This is a genomic window from Streptomyces aurantiaciflavus (assembly GCF_049808595.1).
In the GTDB taxonomy this organism is placed as follows: Bacteria; Actinomycetota; Actinomycetes; order Streptomycetales; family Streptomycetaceae; genus Streptomyces.
Genome location: NZ_JBNCAQ010000019.1, coordinates 138,675 through 154,825, shown reverse-complemented (window position 1 = coordinate 154,825; position 16,151 = coordinate 138,675). Strand labels below are relative to the sequence as shown.

General features: G+C 74.1%; 11 protein-coding genes and 1 pseudogene. 5 read left to right on the top strand and 7 right to left on the bottom strand.

Annotation, left to right across the window (positions count from 1 at the left end; genetic code table 11):
• Positions 1 to 66: 66 nt before the first annotated feature.
• From ACPT94_RS23505 to ACPT94_RS23490, 4 genes are all read right to left on the bottom strand, one after another.
• A complete protein-coding gene (locus ACPT94_RS23505) occupies positions 67 to 4,692 on the bottom strand; it encodes a coiled-coil domain-containing protein (protein WP_425246748.1) in 4,626 nt (1,541 codons plus the stop codon).
• A 47-nt stretch (positions 4,693 to 4,739) separates the two neighbouring features.
• Positions 4,740 to 5,612, bottom strand: coding sequence for a hypothetical protein (locus ACPT94_RS23500; protein WP_360346995.1), 873 nt, complete (start codon positions 5,610 to 5,612; stop codon positions 4,740 to 4,742).
• Positions 5,613 to 5,664: 52 nt separating this feature from the next.
• Positions 5,665 to 7,191: a hypothetical protein gene (locus tag ACPT94_RS23495; protein WP_360346993.1), complete on the bottom strand. Its 1,527-nt coding sequence runs from the start codon at positions 7,189 to 7,191 to the stop codon at positions 5,665 to 5,667.
• Between the two features lie 98 nt (positions 7,192 to 7,289).
• Positions 7,290 to 7,997: a GntR family transcriptional regulator gene (locus tag ACPT94_RS23490; protein ID WP_360346991.1), complete on the bottom strand. Its 708-nt coding sequence runs from the start codon at positions 7,995 to 7,997 to the stop codon at positions 7,290 to 7,292.
• A gap of 205 nt (positions 7,998 to 8,202) precedes the next feature.
• On the opposite strand from ACPT94_RS23490, the gene ACPT94_RS23485 reads away from it, so the two are divergent.
• The 5 genes from ACPT94_RS23485 to ACPT94_RS23465 are packed head-to-tail and all read left to right on the top strand — an operon-like array spanning position 8,203 to position 12,590.
• Positions 8,203 to 9,504, top strand: coding sequence for an MFS transporter (locus ACPT94_RS23485; protein ID WP_425246747.1), 1,302 nt, complete (start codon positions 8,203 to 8,205; stop codon positions 9,502 to 9,504).
• A gap of 14 nt (positions 9,505 to 9,518) precedes the next feature.
• Entirely contained in the window at positions 9,519 to 10,331 is an 813-nt protein-coding gene (locus ACPT94_RS23480; RefSeq protein WP_425246756.1) for a putative hydro-lyase, read from the top strand.
• A 20-nt stretch (positions 10,332 to 10,351) separates the two neighbouring features.
• Positions 10,352 to 11,110, top strand: a complete 759-nt coding sequence (locus ACPT94_RS23475) for a LamB/YcsF family protein (protein ID WP_360346985.1) — start codon at positions 10,352 to 10,354, stop codon at positions 11,108 to 11,110.
• Positions 11,107 to 11,724: a 5-oxoprolinase subunit B family protein gene (locus tag ACPT94_RS23470; RefSeq protein ID WP_360346983.1), complete on the top strand. Its 618-nt coding sequence runs from the start codon at positions 11,107 to 11,109 to the stop codon at positions 11,722 to 11,724. The genes ACPT94_RS23475 and ACPT94_RS23470 overlap by 4 nt, the downstream gene beginning before the upstream one ends.
• Positions 11,721 to 12,590, top strand: a complete 870-nt coding sequence (locus ACPT94_RS23465) for a 5-oxoprolinase subunit C family protein (protein WP_360346981.1) — start codon at positions 11,721 to 11,723, stop codon at positions 12,588 to 12,590. Before ACPT94_RS23470 ends, ACPT94_RS23465 begins: the two co-directional genes overlap by 4 nt.
• 37 nt (positions 12,591 to 12,627) lie before the next feature.
• On the opposite strand, the gene ACPT94_RS23460 is transcribed toward ACPT94_RS23465, so the two are convergent.
• The 3 genes and pseudogenes from ACPT94_RS23460 to ACPT94_RS23450 form a co-directional block, all read right to left on the bottom strand.
• Positions 12,628 to 13,497, bottom strand: a complete 870-nt coding sequence (locus ACPT94_RS23460; protein WP_425246746.1) for an SGNH/GDSL hydrolase family protein — start codon at positions 13,495 to 13,497, stop codon at positions 12,628 to 12,630.
• 302 nt (positions 13,498 to 13,799) lie between these two features.
• Positions 13,800 to 14,963 (bottom strand): annotated as a pseudogene (locus tag ACPT94_RS23455) (glycosyltransferase); the annotation flags it as partial.
• Positions 14,960 to 16,087: a glycosyltransferase family 4 protein gene (locus ACPT94_RS23450; protein ID WP_360346977.1), complete on the bottom strand. Its 1,128-nt coding sequence runs from the start codon at positions 16,085 to 16,087 to the stop codon at positions 14,960 to 14,962. The pseudogene ACPT94_RS23455 and the gene ACPT94_RS23450, both read right to left, overlap by 4 nt.
• Between the last annotated feature and the right edge of the window lie 64 nt (positions 16,088 to 16,151).

The window sequence follows — 16,151 nt, the reverse complement described above, 5'->3', positions numbered from 1 at the left end:
CGGACCCCCACCGCCCCCTCCTTCCGCGCCAGTACGTCGTTGCGGATCTCCGCAAGGAGATCCTGATCAACTCGCTGTCGGAGCGGGCCGCTTGAACATCCTCGTCGCCGTGATCTCGCTGTGTACCGCCTCGCCTGCCTGGGGCGGCTGGGGCAGTCCCGGGCGGAGGTGTTCCTCGACGCTGATGTACTTCAGGCCGGCCCTCAGGTCGGCGTCGTTGCGCAGCCGGATGACCAGTGGAAACTCCGCCAGGGCGGTCGTGTCGAACAGGCCTGTGGTGTAGAGGAGCTGGACGCCGAGGGCGTCCGAGACGGCCCGCTGGAGCTCCAGCAGGTAGGTGGCGTTGGCGCGTCCGATGGGGTTGTCGAGGAACAGTGTGCCCGCGTGCCGGTGCTTGTCCCGGCCTCGGTCGTTCGAGCGGAGCGCGGCCATCGTGCAGTACAGGGCGATGGCCGCCGTCAGCAGCTGACCGCCGGAGAACACGTCGCCCATCTGCCCGACGGGGACACGCTCGGCGCGCAGCACCGCGTCCGGCTTGAGGATCTCCACCGCGACGCCCTTGGGCTGCAGCGCGGCCGCCACGCCCCGCAGCAGCAGGGACATGCCGTCGCGCCGCAGGTCGGAGTTCTTCTTGACGGCGGCCCGGGTCGCCTCGTCGATGACCTCGCCGAGCCGCTCGGTGAGGGTGGCCTGGTCGGGTTCCTCGAAGCGGATGCGCAGGAACTCCTGCCCCGACCACTCGCCGAGTCCCTCGGGGAGGCGGGACAGCCGCTGCGCGGACCGCAGGGTCGCGAGCGCGGACTCGACGAGCCCTCTGAGCCGGTCCACGATCGAGTCGCGGTTCCGTTCGAGCTGTTCCAACTCGTCGGTGAGGACCCGTAGTCGGGGCGCGAAGGCGTCCGCCCACTTCTGGGCATGCTCGGGCAGCGCGGAGGCGGGCAGCTCACGGATCTGCTGCCGGGCGGGGGTGCGGACCTGCTCGTAGCGTGTGGAGTTGGCGTGCCGGACGAGCACGTCACTCGCCTCTCGTACGGAGGCCTCGGCGGCGGACAGGTCGGCGGCGCAGCCGCGCAGCGCGCGCCGGGCCTCGGCTGCCGACTGGCGGGCCTCCTCCAGGGTGCCGGGGTAGGGTTCCGGCTCCTCCTGGTCATCCTCGGGAGTGTGCTCGCGCAGCAGGTCGCGGAGCATCGCGGCGATCTCGTCGAAGCCGCCTGCCGCGTCCTCGGCGGCCCGGTGGGCGTCGAGGAGTTCGGTGTGCGCCTCGCGGGCCTGGCTCAACGCCTCGGTGCGGGAGGCCAGTTCGGCCGTGGCGGTGCGCAGCAGCGCCTGCGCGTGCTCGGCGTCGCGCGGCTGGAGCTCCTCGGGCAGCTCGGTGTGGGCCTCGCCGTCCTCGGGTGCGTGCCGCTCGGCCTCGCCGCGCAGCCGGCCGAGCTGCTCGCTGGCGCTGGACATCCTGGTCTCCAGGAGCTGGACCAGCTCCTCCGCGCGCGCGGCGGCGGCCTGCCGGGACGGCCCGTCGGAACCGTCGGGCGACTGGAGCAGCTGCTCCGCGCGCGTGCGGACCTTGTTGCTCAGCCGGTCCAGCTCGGCCCGCGCGGCACTCTCGTCGCTCTCCGCCCGCGCCTGCTCGGCCCGCAGATCGGCGCCGACACCGACCTTCTCGTACACCTGTGAGGCGGCGCGATAGGCCTCCCGCAGAGCGGGCAGGGACGCCTTGGGCGCGTCCGCGTCGTCCTCCGGTACGTCGTCGGGGGCGCCTGCGATCTCGGAGCGCTCGGCGCGCAGCGCACGCGCGGTGCGGCGGGCGTCGTCGGCGGCGCGCTGGGCGGCGCGGCGGTCCTCGTCGGCGGCGCGGGCACGCTCCAGGCAGGCCTGGGCGCGGGCCTCGGACTCGGTGGCCTCGTCGGCGAGTTCACGCAGCTTGACCTGCCAGCCGGCGCGTTCGCGCAGCCGGAAGGCGAGCCCGGCGAGGGCGTCGGCGGCGCGCCGGGCCTTCTGTGCGGCCTCCTGGTGCTCGTCGCGCACCTGCGCGGCCTCAGCGGCGGCTTCGTCGGCCTCCGCCCGCGCGGTCCGCGCCTCGGCCAGTTCGGCCTCGGCCTCCTCGGCGAAGGAATCCGCTTCGCGAGCGGCCTCCGCCAACTCCACCAGCCGCCCCGCCGGACAGCCCGTGCGCCAGGAGGCGAGCCGCGCCGCCAGTTCCCGGTCCTTGCCGAGCCGGGCCGCGAGCCGCCGGATCTCCTCGTCCCGCTCCGTCGCCCGCGCCCGCAGGGCCTGCCGCTCCTCGTCGGCGGCGTGCTCGTCGTGCATGGCCGGGTTCGGCGGTACGAGGAATACGTCTTGGTGACGGCCGGTGTCGGCGTCGGGCGCGGGGGTCGGGGCGAGCAGGGCGGAGGCCGTGCCGACCGCCACGGCGGACCGGGGCAGCAGGGCGGCGTCGGTGAGCGCCTCACGCGCGCGTGCGTGCGAGGCGGGGTCGGTGATGATCACGCCGTCGACGAGTTCCGGCCGGGCGGCGAGCACACGCGCGTGGTCGGCGGGGTCGACGGCCTGGGCGAGATAGCGCCAGCCGGGCAGCGCGGGGATGCCGTGCTCCCCGAGGAACTCGACCGTTGCGAGCACGTCGGGGCCGGGCGGCAGCAGCCCCCCGTCGCCGAGCGCGCCGAGGATACGGGAGTCGTCGGCGGCTGCGGTCCGCAGCTCGAAGAGCTGCCGCTCGGCGGAGGACACCGCGTCGTCGAGGAGTTCCCGCAGCTCGTCGGCGTAGCGGTCCAAATCCTCGGGGGTCAGACCGGTGTCGGCCGTCTCGCTGCCCTGGCGGGGCTGCGGGATGATCGGGCGCGCGCTGCCGCCGGTCACGCTCAGCAGCTCCGCCAGCCGTTCCTCGCTCGCCAGCGCCTCGGCGATCCGCCGCTCGGCCTCGTACGACCGTTGCGTGGCTGTCGCCGCGTCCGCCGCGCGGGCCGCGGTGAGCTCGGCGCGTGACTCGGCGGAGGCGGCCTCGCGCGCGTGCTCGCCCGCCCTGCGGGAGGCCTCGCGGGCGGTGTCCCAGGCTGCGACGGCGGTCTTCTCGGCGTCGCTGGCGGCGAGGGCCGCGCGCGCCGGGTCGGCGTCGGGGGCGCTGTCGTCGAGCCAGCCTGCGCGGACGGCCTCGGCGGTCTCCTGCTCGACCTCGGTCAGACGCTGGCGCAGGTGCCCGATCTCGCTGCGGGCGCGCTGCGCCTCGGTGGCGGCGGACGTGGAGTCCCGGTACGCGGACTCGCTGACCTCCTGGAGCGCGGCGGAGCGCTCCTCCTCCTCGTTGGCGAGGGTCTCGGCGCTCTCGGCGGCCGCGTGCAGGGCCCGGACGAGGTCGACGGCGGCCTTGGCGCGGGCGGCGAGGGCCGGGGCGGCGTCCCGTTCGGCTTCCTGGATGGCGGCGGACACGCGTGTGACCCGGTCGGCGGCGGCGCGGTGGCGCAGGACGGCCTCGGCGGCCTGCCAGGCGGAGTGCAGGGTGCGTGCGTCGGCAAGCTCGCGCTTCTGTGCGGCGGCGGACTTCTCGGCGGCGGTCAGCGCCAGGGAGGCGTGGCGGAAGGCGAGTTCGGCGGCGATGAGGGCGCTGCGCTCGCGTGCTCCCTCGGAGTGTGTGACGGCGTAGGCGGCGGCCGTGACCCGCTGGGCGAGGTCGGCGGCGCGCACGCGCTCCCGCACGCCCCGCGCGGACAGCCGCCGCGCCAGCGTGCGCGTACGCCGCTCCGCGCCGGTGTGGATGTCCCGCGCGCGTGCCCGCGTGTCGGCGGCCTCGACGATCCGCCCGAGCAGGTCCACCGAACCGGCGGTGAAGTCCCGTTCGGCGATCAGTTCGGCACGCCGGCCCAGCTTGTTGCCGAAACCGCTGACGAGGTCGGCGAGCCCGTCGGTGTCCCGGGTGTCCGTCACCGCGCGCAGCAGCAGGTCGGTGAAGTCGGAGTCCTTCTTGACCGCGAAGAGACCGGCGGCCTCACCCTCGTCGGCGTTCATCTCCCGCTGGTAGCGGAAGAGTTCGGGGTCGAGGCCCAGATCCCCGAGGTGCTCGATCCATCGGTCGTGGATCTCCTCCCAGTGCACCTCCAGGTGCGGATACGCCTTGCCGGCCTCGGTGAGCGCGTCCCGGAACCCCTTCATGGTCCGCCGCCGTCCCTGCGCCCCCGACTGGCCCTCGACGGGCGGCCGTACGGCGGTGGACTCGGCGACGGGAAGGTTGTCGAGGGTGAGTCCGGGGCCGGGCCGGAACGAGTACCAGGCCTCCGCGAACTTCCGGGGGTCGTTGGACACCTGCCGCCCGCGCCACTCGCTCACCTTGCCGACCACCACGCACTCGCCGGTCAGCACGTGCTGCCACTCCAGCGCGACGTGCCCGCAGTCGTCGGCGAGCAGGAACTTGCGCAGCACGCCGGAGCTGGCGCCGCCGAGGGTGTTGCGGTGCCCCGGCAGCATCACGGAGAAGATCAGCTTGAGCAGGACGGACTTGCCGCCGCCGTTCTCCAGGAAGAGCACGCCGGCGGGCGCGGGCCGGCGCGGCGGGCCGACGGGCTCCTCCTCGAAGAACTCCGCCTGTGTGGGGGCGGGGTCGGGCACGACGTCGCCCACGCCCCGCAGGTCAAGCACGGTGTCGGCGTAGCGCGCACCGGCGGGCCCGATGGAGTAGAGGCGGACCCGGGACAGCTCGTACATGGCGGACTCTCGTAAGTCTTCGGAAAGATGCGGTGGATCAGGGGGTCTCAGGAGTGGAACGGCAGCCCGGCGTCGGCGACGAGCTCGTCGGTCTCGTCGGCGGGCAGCAGCGTCGGTGTGCCGTCCGTGACCGGGACCACGCCCAGTTCGAGCAGCTCGGCCATGGCGGCGCTTCCGGCCATGTCCCGCACCTGGAGCTGGTAGCGGGCCGTGGTCCGGTAGGTCCCGCCGTTGTCGTCACCGGTCCGCTGGAGGAACCCGGAGTCGGTGAGGAAGGCGACGGCCTTGCCGACGATGCCGGTCGTCGAACCGGCGAGTCTGCGCGCGTCCTTGGTGGCGCCGGTGGCGCTGCGTCTGGCCCAGATCCGCCAGGCGGCCTCCAGGCCGGGCGCGTCGCTGGCCGGGTCGGTGTTCTCACCCTGCTCCTCCGCCCGCTCCTCCAGCCGACGGCAGGCCTGCCGTACGAAGGCGTCGACGCCGTTGACGCTGACCCGTCCGATGTATCCGTCGTCGGCCAGGTCCTCGGGCCGCGGGAAGGCCATCGCGGCGACGGCGAGATGCGCGAGCCCGTGCAGGAACCGGTCCCCCGAGTCGGCCGCCGTGCGACGCGCGTAGTCACCCATGCGCACGGCGAACACCGAGTCCTCGGCGGCGGTCACCGCCATCCCCGCGCGCGGGGACACCTCCAGCACGACCAGCCCGAGCCCCGTGGCCACGGCGTCGGCGAGCCGCGCGAACGCCGGGTCGTCGCGGTACCGCCGCAGCAGCTGCGCGTACTCCTGATCACGCGCGGGCTGCAACTTGGGCTGCAGCCCGAGGGCGACGAGCCGCGCCGCGTCGGCGGCGTCGGCGGGGGTGACGGCGGCGGCCACCGGTACGGCGGCAGCCTCGGGCTCACTCCGGTCGACGTGCTCGGTCACGGTTTCGGCTCCTTGCTGCGGTCGTGCTCGTCCATACGGTTCCCGGCCCGGCTCATGCTGCTTCCGTCCGGTCGGCGGCCATACCGGCCGCGTCCAGCAGGGCCGTGCCGACTATGAGGTCGGCTCCACCGAACTCGGGATCGTCCAGCTCCGTCCCGTCGTCCACGGCGAACAGCAGTTTCTCCTCGCCCTGCCGGTACGCGGTGCCGACGGCCGGGCTCGCCGCGTGCACCGCCAACAACGCGACCAGGTACGGCAGATCGGGATCGGTACGCCGTGCCTCCGCCAGCAGCCCCGACAACCTCCGCGGCGCGTCGGCGGGCAGATCCAGCAACTCCATCGCCGCGGCCAGCTGCTCCTCGCTGAACCGGCTGTCGTCCGGTGTCGCGATCAGGTCCGGTTCCGGCATCTCCGCCCCGAGGTGTTCGCGCTCGACCGGCGGCGTCAGCAACAGGTCGACGAGATCACCGACCCGCACGGACACGGGTGTGCGCATCCCGGTCCCGCGCGCGAAGAAGGCGTCGGTCACCCGAACCGCCTGTTCCAGCGGCAACGGCAGCACGGGGGCGACCAGATGCCCGTACAGGTCGATCCCCGACGTCGTCATCGGCGTGGCGAAGGCCTGCCGGTCCTGCTCGGCGCGGAACAGGGGCCCCGCCTCCAGCAGCCTGGACTGGAGCTGTGTGTGCCGCCGGATGCAGTCCTTGACGATGTCGACGAGCTCCGCGGCGCGCCGCTTGTGCTCGGGGTCCTCGGACTCGTCGCGGGCCTTGCGGATGTTGGTGAGGATCGCGTTCTCGTGGCGGTAGCGGTCGGCCACGTGGTCGAGGGCCTCGGCGATCATGTCGGGTACGGCGTTGAGCCAGTCGACCGCACGCACGTTGCGCCGGGTCGCCTCCAGGGCTCTGCGCAGGGTTTCCGAGTACTGCACGGTCCGGTAGCGGGCCTGTTCGGCGGCGAGTTGGGCGTCGGCGAGGCGGCCGCGGCGGATGAGGACCTCCAGCTTGACCTCGGCGGCGATCTGCGCGCTGGTGACGTCGGTGTCGAGGGCGCCGACGAGGACGTTGACGGCCTCGTCCGTGGTGCGCAGATAGACGGCGCCGCCGTACCCGGGGACCTCCTCGATCAGCTTGAAGTCGTAGTCGCGGCGCACGTAGGTGCCGTCCGGCGCGAAGGTGCCGTACACGGCGCGGAAGCCGCGGTCGACGCTGCCGACGTTGATCAGGTTCTCCAGGACCCAGCGGGCCACGCGCTCGTGCTCCTCGGCGGGCCGCTGCGGGGCCTGGGCGGCGATGCGCGGGATGAGGCGGGCCACTATCTGGTCGTGGTCGGCGCCGGTGTCGAAGTCCATGTTGAGAGTGACGAGGTCGATGGCGGCGAGGGCGATCTCCGCCATGCCGTACACCGCGTACTCACCGGCGAGGTTGGCCTTGCGTGCGTCGAGGTCGTGGAGGGGGGCGGTGCAGGCGAGCGCGCGCAGCCGCCGCGCCAGTCCCTCGTCGGCGGCCGGGCCCGTGGCGGGGCGCGGCCCCGCGCTGAGCTGGGGCGGAACACGGTCCGTCGATGCAGGCGAAGTCACGGTGCACAGACTAGGTCCTCGGTCTGACATCGACCCAAACGACGCAGAAGCGACCGCCGTCACAGAGGCGCGAGACGGCCTCGGCCGACGCCCTGGCCTCAGTCGACGCGTCGGCCCTCGTCGCCCACCCGCCGCCGGTACACCTCGACGACCCGCTCCAGCGAGTCCCGCAGGTAGACCACGAGCAGCCGCTCCGCCTCTTCCTTGTCGCCCGCCTGCAGTGCCTGGAGGATCTGGCGGTTGCGCATGAGGTACGGCTCGTGCAGCCGCCGGGGGTCGTCGACGACATGGAAGGCGAGACGCAGCTCGGCGAAGACACTGCGCATCAGCTCGTCGGTGCGGGCACTGCCGGCGAGCGCCACCAGTTCGCGGTGGAAGTGGATGTTGGCGGTGCCCAGCCCTTTCCAGTCATTCTCGACGGCCGCCACCTGACCCTCCGTGACGGCTGCCTGAAGACTCTCGAGCGCGTACGGCGGCTCCCCCAGCCCGCGTACGACCGCGCGCTCGACGAGTGTGCGGGTGCGGTAGATGTCCTCGACATCCTCGACGGTCAGCACCCGGACGAACACGCCCCGGTTCAACTCGTGGACGAGCAGACGCTCGTGGGTGAGCAGCCGGAACGCCTCGCGCAGCGTGTTGCGAGAGACGCCGAGCGCCCCGCCGATGCTGTCCTCCGACAGGCGTGTGCCTGGCGGGAAATAGCCCTCGGCGATACGGCTTCTGAGGATGTCCGAGACCCGCTCGGCCGTGCTGGTGCGGCCCAGGAGGGCGCGGTCGTCGGCCAGTCCCGCCAGCTGCTCTGCCATGCCCGGAATTCAACCGCAGACAGGAGAACGAAACAACAGGGGTATTGAAGGATCGTTCAACGATCCTCTACCTTGCTGCGCACGGCATCGCCCCGTCCCCACCGCGGCGCCACCGCTCCCGCACGGCACAGTTCCCGCACCCCCTGGTTCCGCACGGCACGGCTCAGTCCCCAGCACCCTCCGTCATCGCTCTGCGAGGTGCCCCATGAGCACGACCCCTCCACCGCAGGCCCTGCCCACCGACACCCACCCCTCGGCCGCCGAACACGCCCATGACGACGGCGCGTTCGGCTGGCTGCGCGCCCTCGGCCCGCGCGGCCGCCGCGCCTTCGCCGGCGCGTTCGGCGGCTACGCGCTCGACTCCTACGACTACTTCACGCTGCCGCTGAGCATGGTCGCGCTGGCGGCGTACTTCAGCCTGGACAGCGGCCAGACCGGTCTGTTCACCACCGTCACGCTGGCCGCGTCCGCGGTCGGCGGCGCCGTCGCGGGCGTGCTGGCCGACCGGATCGGCCGGGTCAGGGCCCTGATGATCACGGTGATCACGTACGCCGTGTTCACCGTCGCCTGCGGCTTCGCTCCGACCTACGAGACGCTGCTGCTCTTCCGCGCCCTCCAGGGCCTCGGCTTCGGCGGCGAGTGGGCGGTCGGCGCGATCCTGGTCGCCGAGTACGCGAGCGCGAGGCACCGCGGCCGCACCCTGGGCGCGATCCAGAGCTCGTGGGCCGTCGGCTGGGGGCTCGCGGCCGTCGTGTACACGGTGGTCTTCTCGGTCTTCGGCGACGACCTGGCCTGGCGTGTGATGTTCTGGACGGGCGCCCTGCCCGCGCTGCTCGTGGTGTGGCTGCGGCGCCGCGTGCAGGACGCGCCGACGGCGGTCGCCGCGCGCGAGCGCAGCGCCGGGAAGGGGTCGTTCCGGGCGATCTTCCGGGGCCGCCTGCTGCGCACGACGATCTTCGCGGGCCTGCTCTCCACCGGCGTCCAGGGTGGCTACTACACCCTGGCGACGTGGGTACCGACGTACCTGAAGACGGAGCGCGGGCTGTCGGTGGTCAACACGGGCGGCTACCTGACGTTCCTGATCTCCGGCGCCTTCCTCGGCTATCTGACCGGCGGCCACCTCACCGACCGCCTGGGCCGGCGCCGCAACATCTGGCTGTTCGCCCTGCTGTCGGCGGTCTGCATCCTGGCGTACGCGAACATCCCGAGCGGCGCGAACACCCTGCTTCTCGTCCTCGGCTTCCCGCTCGGGTTCTGCATGTCGGCGATCTTCAGCGGCTTCGGGTCCTTCCTGAGCGAGCTGTACCCGACGGCCGTGCGGGGCACGGGCCAGGGCTTCACGTACAACACCGGCCGCGCCGTCGGCGCCGTCTTCCCCACCACGGTCGGCTTCCTGGCCGACAGCTGGGGCGTGGGCGGCGCGCTGGTCTTCGGCGCGGTCGGCTACGGCCTCGCGGCCCTGGCGCTGCTGGGGCTTCCGGAGACGCGCGGGAAGGAACTGGAGTGAACCGTCCCACCTACATGGATGACCGTCCCCTGACCCTCGTCGACGAGCACGCGCACGCGTGGAGCCCGAAAACCGCCCGGTCCCGCTTCCGGGACGGGCTGACGGGGCCCACGGCCGGGGTCGCGGCGGGCCACACCCAGGCCAACCTGATCTCGGTGCCCGCGGACTGGGCGTACGACATGCTTCTGTTCTGCCAGCGCAACCCGAAGCCGTGTCCGGTGCTCGACGTCACGGACGCCGGCTCCTGGACGACCGTGCTGGCCGAGGGGGCCGACCTGCGCACCGATCTGCCGCGCTACCGGGTGTGGCGGGACGGCGAGCTGGTGGACGAGCCGACGGATGTGCGCGCGTACTGGCGTGAGGACCTGGTGACGTTCCTGATCGGGTGCAGCTTCACGTTCGAGTGGGCGCTGGCCGGGGCCGGCGTTCCGGTCCGCCACGTCGAGCAGGGGCGCAACGTCCCGATGTACGTGACGAACCGTCAGTGCCGTCCGGCCGGACGGCTGCGCGGGCCGATGGTGGTGTCCATGCGCCCGGTGCCGCCGGAGCACCTGGCGGCGGCGATCCGGGAGAGCAGTCTGCTCCCGGCGGTGCACGGCAGCCCCGTACACTGCGGCGATCCGTCGGGACTGGGCATCGACGACCTCGGCCGGCCCGACTTCGGCGATCCGGTGGACGCCGAACCGGACGACATCCCGGTGTTCTGGGCCTGCGGAGTGACCCCGCAGGCCGCGGTGACGGCCTCGCGCCCGCCGTTCGCGCTCACCCACGCCCCGGGACAGATGTTCCTCACCGACGCCCGCGACGACCAGTACCGCGTGGCCTGAGAAGGAGACACGAAGGATCCATGACCGCGATCGATCTGAACGCCGACCTCGGCGAGGGCTTCGGCCGCTGGCGGCTGACCGACGACGAGCAGCTCCTGTCCGTCGTCACCAGCGCCAACGTGGCCTGCGGCTTCCACGCCGGGGACGCGGCCACCATGCGGCGGGTGTGCGAGCTGGCGGCCGAGCGCGGTGTGACGATCGGCGCTCAGGTCTCCTACCGGGACCTCGCCGGGTTCGGGCGGCGCGCCATGGACGTGCCGCCCGCCGAACTGGCCGCCGAGGTGGCGTACCAGATCGGCGCCTTGGAGGTGTTCGCGCGGGCGGCGGGCGCGCGCGTGGCGTACGTCAAGCCGCACGGCGCGCTGTACAACCGGGTCGTGCACGACGAGGAGCAGGCGGGCGCGGTCGTCGACGGGGTGCTCCTCGCCGACACCGCGCTGCCCGTGCTCGGGCTGCCCGGCTCGCGTCTGCTGGAGCTGGCCGCGAAGGCGGGCCTGCCGGCCGTCACGGAGGCGTTCGCGGACCGCGCGTACACCGAGCAGGGCACGCTCGTGCCGCGCGGGCAGGACGGGGCCGTGGTCACCGACCCGGACGCCGTCGTCGAACGGTCGGTGGGGCTGGCTCGGTCCGGCACGGTCGTCTCCCACACCGGCGCGCGCATCGAGGTACGCGCGCGTTCCCTCTGCCTGCACGGCGACACGCCCGGCGCGGTGGAGCTGGCCCGCCGGGTACGGCGTCGCCTGGAGGAGGCGGGCGTGCGGGTGGAGGCCTTCGCATGAGGGCGTTGCCCGTGGGTGAGGACGCCCTGCTCGTCGAGGTGGACTCGGGCGAGGAGGCCCAGGCCCTGCACGCGGAGCTGCTGCGGCGGCGCGCGGAGGGCTCGCTGGCCGTCCGCGAGATCGTCCCGGCGGCCCGTACGGTCCTCCTCGACGGCCTGGACGACCCGGTCCGTTGGGTTTCCGAACTCACCATGACCGACCTCCCGCCCGCTCCCCCGCACACGCACGAGGTGATCGAACTGCCGGTGCGCTACGACGGTCCCGACCTCGCGGACGTCGCCGCCCACTGGGGTGTGCCGGAACGGGAGGTGGCCCGCGTGCACGCGGCCACCGAGTTCCGCGTCGCCTTCTGCGGCTTCGCGCCCGGCTTCGGCTACCTCACGGGCCTGCCACCCCGCTACGACGTCCCGCGCCGGGCCACTCCGCGCACGGCCGTGCCGGCCGGTTCGGTGGCACTGGCGGGCCCGTACACGGGCGTCTACCCGCGCTCGTCGCCGGGCGGCTGGCATCTGATCGGCACCACGGACGCGGTGCTGTGGGACCACGCGCGCGTGCCGGCCGCGCTGCTCACGCCGGGCGCGCGCGTGCGGTTCGTTCCGGAGCGCGCCGCATGAGCGACCGCGCACTCGCCGTCGTCCGCGCCGGGGCGCTCACCACCGTGCAGGACGGCGGCCGCCCCGGCCATGCCCACCTCGGCGTGCCCCGCTCCGGCGCCCTGGACGCGCCCGCGGCGGCGCTCGTCAACCGGCTGGTCGGCAACCCGGCCGACGCGGCCGTCCTGGAGACGACGCTCAACGGCTGTGCCGTACGCCCCCGTTCGACCGTCACCGTGGCCGTGGGCGGCGCGCCCTGCCCGGTGACGGTGGACGGGCGGGCGGTTGCCTGGGGCGCGCCCGTGTACGTGCCCGCGGGTGCGCTGCTGGAGGTCGGGCCGGCCGTCTCAGGGGTGCGCAGTTACGTGGCGGTGGCGGGCGGCATCGCCGTCGAACCCGTCCTCGGCAGCCGCTCGACGGACCTCCTCTCCGGTCTCGGTCCGGCGCCCCTCACGGACGGCACGGTCCTGCCACTGGGACCCGTCCTCGTCCCGCACGCACGCGTGGACGTCGCCCCGCAGCCGGCGCCTCCGGCCGAGCTCGTCCTCCGCGTGACCCTGGGTCCGCGCGACGACTGGTTCACGCCGGACGCCGTCCGCACGTTCACCTCGCGCGCGTACCGCGTGTCGTCAGCGAGCAACCGCATCGGCCTGCGCACGGAAGGCCCCGTTCTGGAGCGCGCCCGACCCGGCGAACTCCCCAGCGAGGGCATGGTGCTGGGCGCGGTCCAGGTGCCCCCCGACGGCAGACCGGTCGTCTTCCTGGCCGACCACCCGACCACCGGGGGCTACCCGGTGATCGGGGTCGTCCGCCCGGCCGACCTCCCGTCCACCGCACAGGCGGTCCCGGGCACGCCGATCCGCTTCATGGCCGTACGCCGCCGCTGAGCCTCCGCGGCGACGCGCCAGTCGTCGTCGGCCGCAGCTACACCGCGTCCGGCTGTCGCTCCGCCACCGACAGCGCGGCCAGCGCCGCCGACACCGCCGCGGAGGCCCGCAGGTCGAGCCGGGCGCTCGTGCCCCGCGCGCGGTGGCGCATCTCGTCCATGGCCAGCGCGAGCAGCTGGGGCAGCAGGTCGGTGCACCGCCGGGCCACCCAGCCGGTGCCCGCGGTCGCCAGCCACCACAGGCTCGCCGACTTCGTGGGCGCCGGGAACTCCGGCTCCGGCGAAGGCGCGGCCCCGGCGGCAAGGCCCGCCTGGGCCAGCAGCGCGTGGAAACGCAGTGCCAGCTGCCGGTGCCCCCGCTCGCCGGGGTGGAGCCGGTCGGCGCTCCACATCGCGCGGTCCGTCAGCCAGGCGCCCTCGGAGGCGTGCAGGTGGACCGCCCCGTGACGCTCGGAGAGCGCGTGGACGACGGAGTTCACCGCACGCTGCCGCCGGGCGAGCGGACGGGCGAGGGCTCCCGGCAGCCCGAGCATCGCGCCCGGATCGGGCAGGCACGCCGTGAGCAGGACCGCGCCCTGCTCCGTGAGGGCGCTGTACACCGTGTCGAGCCGGGCGGCGACGGCGTGGATGTCGAAGGTGCAGCGCAGGGTGTCGTTGACACCGATCACGACGGAGACGAGGTCGGGCCGTAGCGCCAGCGCTTCCGGGAGCTGGCGTTCCAGCACGTCCCGCGTCTGCGCCCCGCTGACCGCGAGGTTGGTGAACTCGACGGACTCCCCGGTGGCCTCGGCGTCCCCGACGAGTCCGCCGGCGAGCAGCGCGGCCCAGCCGCGCCACCCGTCGTCCATGGGGTCTCCGACGCCCTCGGTGAGCGAGTCCCCGAGGGCCACGAAGCGGACGGGTCTCATCCGAGCCCTCCGGACACGAAGGGACGGGACGGCGCCGTCGCGTCGCTCACGGCAGAACGGGTCCGTACCGTCGCATCGCCCGCGTCGGAGCGGGACCGTACCGTCGCATCGCCCGCGCCGGAATGGGCCGGCACCGTCGCATCGCCCGCACCGGAACGGGACCGTACCGTCGCATCGCCCGCGCCGGAACGGGACAGCACCGTCCCCTCCCCCGCGCCGGAACGGGACAGCACCGTCCCCTCCCCCGCACCAGAACGGGACAGCACCGCCCCCTCCCCCGCACCAGAACGGGACGGTCCCGTCCCACCGCCCCCGTCAGGACGGCACAGCACCGTCGCATCGTGCGCGTCGAGGAACGCCTCCACCGCCGCCCCCCACCCGAAGCACTCCGCACGCGCGCGTGCCTCCTCACGCCGCTCCGCGACAGACCGCTCCAGGAGCATCTCCACCGCGTCCGCGAAGGCCTCCCCGGTGTCGGCGGCGACAGCCCCCGCGGCTCCGATCACCTCGGGCAGCGCCGACGAGGCACTCACCACCACCGGCGTCCCGCAGGCCATCGCCTCGAGCGCTGCGAGCCCGAACGTCTCCGCAGGCCCCGGCGCCAGGCACACGTCCGCGGACGCCTGCAGCGCGCCCAGCGCACCCCGGTCGGACACGTGCCCCAGGAAGGTGACCGGCAGCCCGCGCTCACGCGCCCGCTGTTCGAGCCGGCCCCGCAGCGGCCCGTCCCCGGCGACGACCAGCACCACTGGCCGGCCGCGCCGTACCAGGGCCTCGAGCGCGTCCAGGGCCGTACCGGGCCGCTTCTCCACGGACAGCCGGGTGCACGTCACCAGCAACGCCTCGTCCGTGCGCGCGTAGCGCGCCCGCAGCTCCGCGTCACGCAGCGCGGGGTGCCGTTCGACGAGGTCGACGCCGAGCGGCGCGCGCACCACGTTGCGGGCCCCGATCCGCACAAACTCCCGCTCGGCGAACTCGGTGGTGCACACCACGCGCGCGTAGGTGTGCGCCGTACGGATGTTGAGCGCGTCGGCGGCCCGTCGCGCCGCTCCTTCCGGCACGCCCCAGGTGCGCAGCACGCCGTCGGCGGTCTCGTGGGACACCATCACGGCGGGCACCCGGGCCCGTCGCGCCCACTTGCCGGTCCACCGCAGGGTCGTACGGTCGGAGACCTCCAGGCGGTCGGGGTCCAGTTCCTCCAGCAGGCGGGCGACGCGCCGCTTGTCGGTGAGGACGCGGTAGCCGCCGGTACCGGGCAGCAGCGGCCCGGGCAGGGTGATCACGCGGCCCTGCTCGGTCTCCCGGTCACTCGCCCGCTCACCGGGCACGATCAGGACCGGCTCGTGGCCGGCCGCGCGGTACCCCTTGCCCAGTTCGCGCAGCGCCGTGCGCAGCCCGCCCGAGGCGGGGGCGACGAAGTTGGCGAGCCGGACGATCCGCAGCGGCCCGCGCAGTGCGGCGCTCATGCGGCCACCACCAGTCGCCGCGCGGCGAGCACGTCCGCGTAGTGGCCGATCAGCTGGTCCCCGACGGCTGCCCAGGTGCGTCCCTCGACCGTCGCCCGCCCGGCGGCCCCGTAGGCGGCCCGTCGGGCGGGATCGGCGACCAGCGCGGCCACCGCGTCGCGCACGGCGGCGGCGTCGCGCGGCGGCACGAGCACTCCGGTGCGCCCGTGCGCGACCAGGTCCAGCGGTCCGCCCGCGGCGGGCGCGACGACCGGAACCCCGCTCGCCATGGCTTCCTGCACGGTCTGGCAGAACGTCTCGAAGGGGCCCGTGTGCACGAAGACGTCCAAGGAGGCGAAGACGCGGGCGAGTTCGTCACCGGTCCGCCGGCCGAGGAAGACCGCGCCGGGCAGTGCCTCGGCCAGTCCCGCCTGGCTGGGTCCGTCGCCCACCACCACGACTCGCACGCCCTCCAGGCCGCAGGCACCGGCCAGGAGTTCGACCTGCTTCTCGGGGGCGAGCCGTCCGACGTAGCCGACGATCGCCTCGCCGTTCGGGGCGAGTTCGCGGCGCAGCGCGTCGTCGCGCAGGTCGGGGCGGAAGCGGACGGTGTCCACGCCGCGCGGCCACAGCTTGACCCTGGGGATTCCGTGCGTCTCCAGGTCGTGCAGGGCAGAGCTGGAGGGCGCGAGGGTGAGGTCGGCGGCGGCGTGGACGGATCGTATGCGGCGCCAGGCGGCCGCCTCGCCCGCGTGCACATAGGTGCGGGCGTATCCGGCCAGGTCCGTCTGGTAGACGGCCACGGCCGGGATGCCGAGCCGGGCGGCGGCGGCCATGCCGCGCACACCGAGGATGAAGGGGCTGGCCAGATGCACCATGTCGGCCTGGTGTTCGACGATGGCGGCGGCGACGCGTCGGCTGGGGAGGGCGACGCGCACCTGGGGGTAGCCCGGGAGCGGAAGGGAGGGGACACGGACGACGGGGCACGGCGCCTGGGCGTCGGGCCCGCTGCCGGCGGCGGTGGCCGGCGCGACGACGAGCGGAAGGTGACCGCGATCTACGAGGTGCCGGGCGGTCTGGAGCGCGCAGTGGGCCACGCCGTTCACGTCGGGGGGAAAGGATTCGGTCACGATGACGACACGCATACCGGTGTTGTCGCCGCGCTGGACGTGGCCGCGTCAACGTGGATCTTTCCGGACGACAAACGTC